The following is a 2,625-nucleotide window of genomic DNA, read 5'->3' on the forward strand; positions in this document are numbered from 1 at the left end:
GGTTCGTGGCGGCCTACCGGCGGGACGGCGAGCCGGTGGGAGTCCTCGGCTGGAACATGCCCAAACAGGCCAGGCAACTGCGGCAGCGCCTCCTCGGACCACCGTCACCGCGTCCCGGGCCGCCCGTCGTGGACGTCGGCCGACCCGCCCCCGCCCCCACGTCCGCCTAGCAAGCATCCCGCCGCACCGGCGCCGCCCGCCCGTGGGGGTGGGCGGACGCCACGGGAGGAACTCGATGACGAGCACCCTGGACCCCGCCCGCCGCCCCTCGGACAACGCGCCCGACTACCCGATGGCCCGAGCCGAGGGCTGCCCGTTCGACCCGCCCCCGGAACTGCAGCGGCTCCGCGAGGAGACACCCCTGGCCCGGGTCCGGCTCTGGGACGGCACCACCCCGTGGCTGGTCACGCGGTTCGCCGACCAACGCGCGGTCCTGTCGGACCGGCGGGTCAGCGCCGACATGACCCACCCGACCTACCCCCGGTCGGCCCCGGGCAGGGCCAGTCTCAGCTTCATCGGCATGGACGACCCCGAGCACGCGCGACTCCGCCGGATGGTCGGGTCGGCCTTCACGGTGAAGAACGTCGCCGCGCTGCGGCCCGCCGTCCAGCGCATCGTCGACGAGGCGGTGGACGGCCTGCTCGCCGGCCCCCGCCCCGTCGACCTCGTCGAGGCCTTCGCGCTGCCGGTGCCCTCGTTGGTGATCTGCGACCTGCTGGACGTCCCCTACGCCGACCACGACTTCTTCCAGCTAACAGCCGGACGATGGTGCACCGGAGGTCCACCCCGGAGCAACGGTCGGTGGCCTCCGGAGAACTGGCCCGTTACCTGGGGGGACTGGTCGGGGCGAAGCTGGAGAACCCCGGCGGCGCCGACCTGCTGTCCCGACTCGCCCAGCGGGTCGGAGCCGGGGACCTCACCCTGCGTGAGGCCACCGAGATGGCCGTGCTCCTGCTCATCGCCGGTCACGAGACCACGGCGAACATGATCGCGCTGAGCACGCTCCTGCTGCTGCGCAACCCCGACCAGCTCGCGCTGCTCCGCGACTCCAACGATCCCACCATGGCCACGCGGGCGGTCGAGGAACTGCTCCGCTACCTCACCATCACGCACGGCGGTCGGCGCCGCGTCGCGCTGGAGGACATGGAGGTCGCGGGCTGCCCGGTCCGGGCGGGAGACGGGCTGGTCCTGCCGAACGACGTGGCCAACCGCGACCCCCGGGCGTTCGACGAGCCCGACGAGCTCGACATCACCCGGGAGGCCCGGCACCACGTGGCGTTCGGGTTCGGTGTGCACCAGTGCCTCGGCCAGCCCCTGGCCAGGCTGGAACTGGAGATCGTCTACCGCACGCTGTACCGCCGGCTTCCCGACCTGCGGCTGGCCACCGAGTTCGAGGCCATCCCGTTCAAACACGACGGATTCGTCTACGGCGTGTACGAGCTGCCGGTGACCTGGTAGGAACGGGTTCCAACGCGGCCCATTTCCTTGGGCCGACGCCCGTCGCCGAAAACGTGGTCTGGCCGCACCTCGTACGCCCGGAAATCACAACCGCACTCACGAAACGACGGCGTTGCCCAGTTGACGGTGAGCGAACCGCCGTACCTCCCGATATCCGGGCGAACGTATTGGGGCCGGTCGGTTCATCGTCCGGCGCCCATTCGGTGGTGTGCCGTTTCCGACGTGCGGCGTGGGGTGGGCGGGCGCGTTCCTGGTCGCCCTCGCCCACCCCCGTTGAACCGCCGTCGCGGAAAACGGTTGTCCTGGCCCGAATTGCCCGAACCCGGACGACGGTCCGGATCACCGACGCCAGTTGCACCCGGTGGCGGTCAGCCAGCGCATGTTCCGCCGGGTCTGCGGGCCGTACACGCCGTCGGCGCTGATACTGGCTCTACGCTGCACGTTCACGACCGCGTTGCGGGTCGCGGGACCGTAGATCCCGTCGACGCTGATGGACTGGCCGTTGCACTCCCGCAACGACCTCTGCAACGTGCGGACGCCGACCCCGGAGTTGCCCTGTCCCAGCACGCAGTTCCACGACACGCTCGCCGTGGAGGGGAGGTACTGGTAGGAGCTGGTGCAGGTCGCCGCGGCCACTCCCACGTCCTCCGTAGTGGTGTCCCGCGCCATCGCCGGCGCGGTCACTCCTCCAACGAGGACGAGTGCTCCCGCGACCACGGCGGCCGTGCGAACCAACAGGCGCATTCGATGTCCTTTCTTCGGACGGCACACCCCTCCAGTGAGAGGAATGTGGCCGCGAACGTGTGTCCGCTGACGAAATCACCGTAGGGTTCGCGCTGTTTCGCGGTCCATGACGGCACCCGAAAATCCGCCATTCGCATTGGTTCGGCGCGAATGCTCCGTCACATGCGGGAAGTCGCTGACGGGACAGGGCGCGTTGCCAAGTCGTCAGGGCGACGTGGCGGCGACCGGCTGAGGTGGGGTGACCGACTCGGGCACGTGCGCGGACGGGACCCGTGCGAGAACGCCGGCGCTCTCCGCGGGATCTCCGGGCCACCGGACCGGCTGGGCGCCCTCCTTCTCGCGCCTCGACTCGCCGGCCGTCGCACCGGTTCCCGTGCCGGCGGCCTCGGCCGCGTCCGGCGCGGTGAGCGGCTACGACACGGC

At 71.1% G+C, this 2,625-nt stretch carries 1 protein-coding gene and 1 pseudogene; one reads left to right on the top strand and one right to left on the bottom strand.

The window, feature by feature from the left end:
* The first annotated feature begins 235 nt into the window (after positions 1-235).
* A pseudogene (locus tag ACTIDRAF_RS27535) lies at positions 236-1,458 on the top strand (cytochrome P450).
* Positions 1,459-1,797: 339 nt separating this feature from the next.
* Here the strand turns inward: ACTIDRAF_RS27535 and ACTIDRAF_RS31825 are convergent.
* Positions 1,798-2,202 carry a peptidoglycan-binding domain-containing protein gene (locus ACTIDRAF_RS31825; RefSeq protein WP_016697864.1) on the bottom strand — a complete coding sequence of 135 codons (405 nt, stop codon included), beginning with the start codon at positions 2,200-2,202 and terminating at the stop codon, positions 1,798-1,800.
* Between the last annotated feature and the right edge of the window lie 423 nt (positions 2,203-2,625).

The organism is Actinoalloteichus spitiensis RMV-1378, from assembly GCF_000239155.1.
Taxonomy (GTDB): Bacteria; Actinomycetota; Actinomycetes; order Mycobacteriales; family Pseudonocardiaceae; genus Actinoalloteichus_B; species Actinoalloteichus_B spitiensis.

Coding starts and splice junctions, on each gene's coding strand:
- ACTIDRAF_RS31825 (WP_016697864.1), bottom strand. CDS start 2,202: ATGCGCCTGTTGGTTCGCACGGCCGCCGTGGTCGCGGGAGCACTCGTC.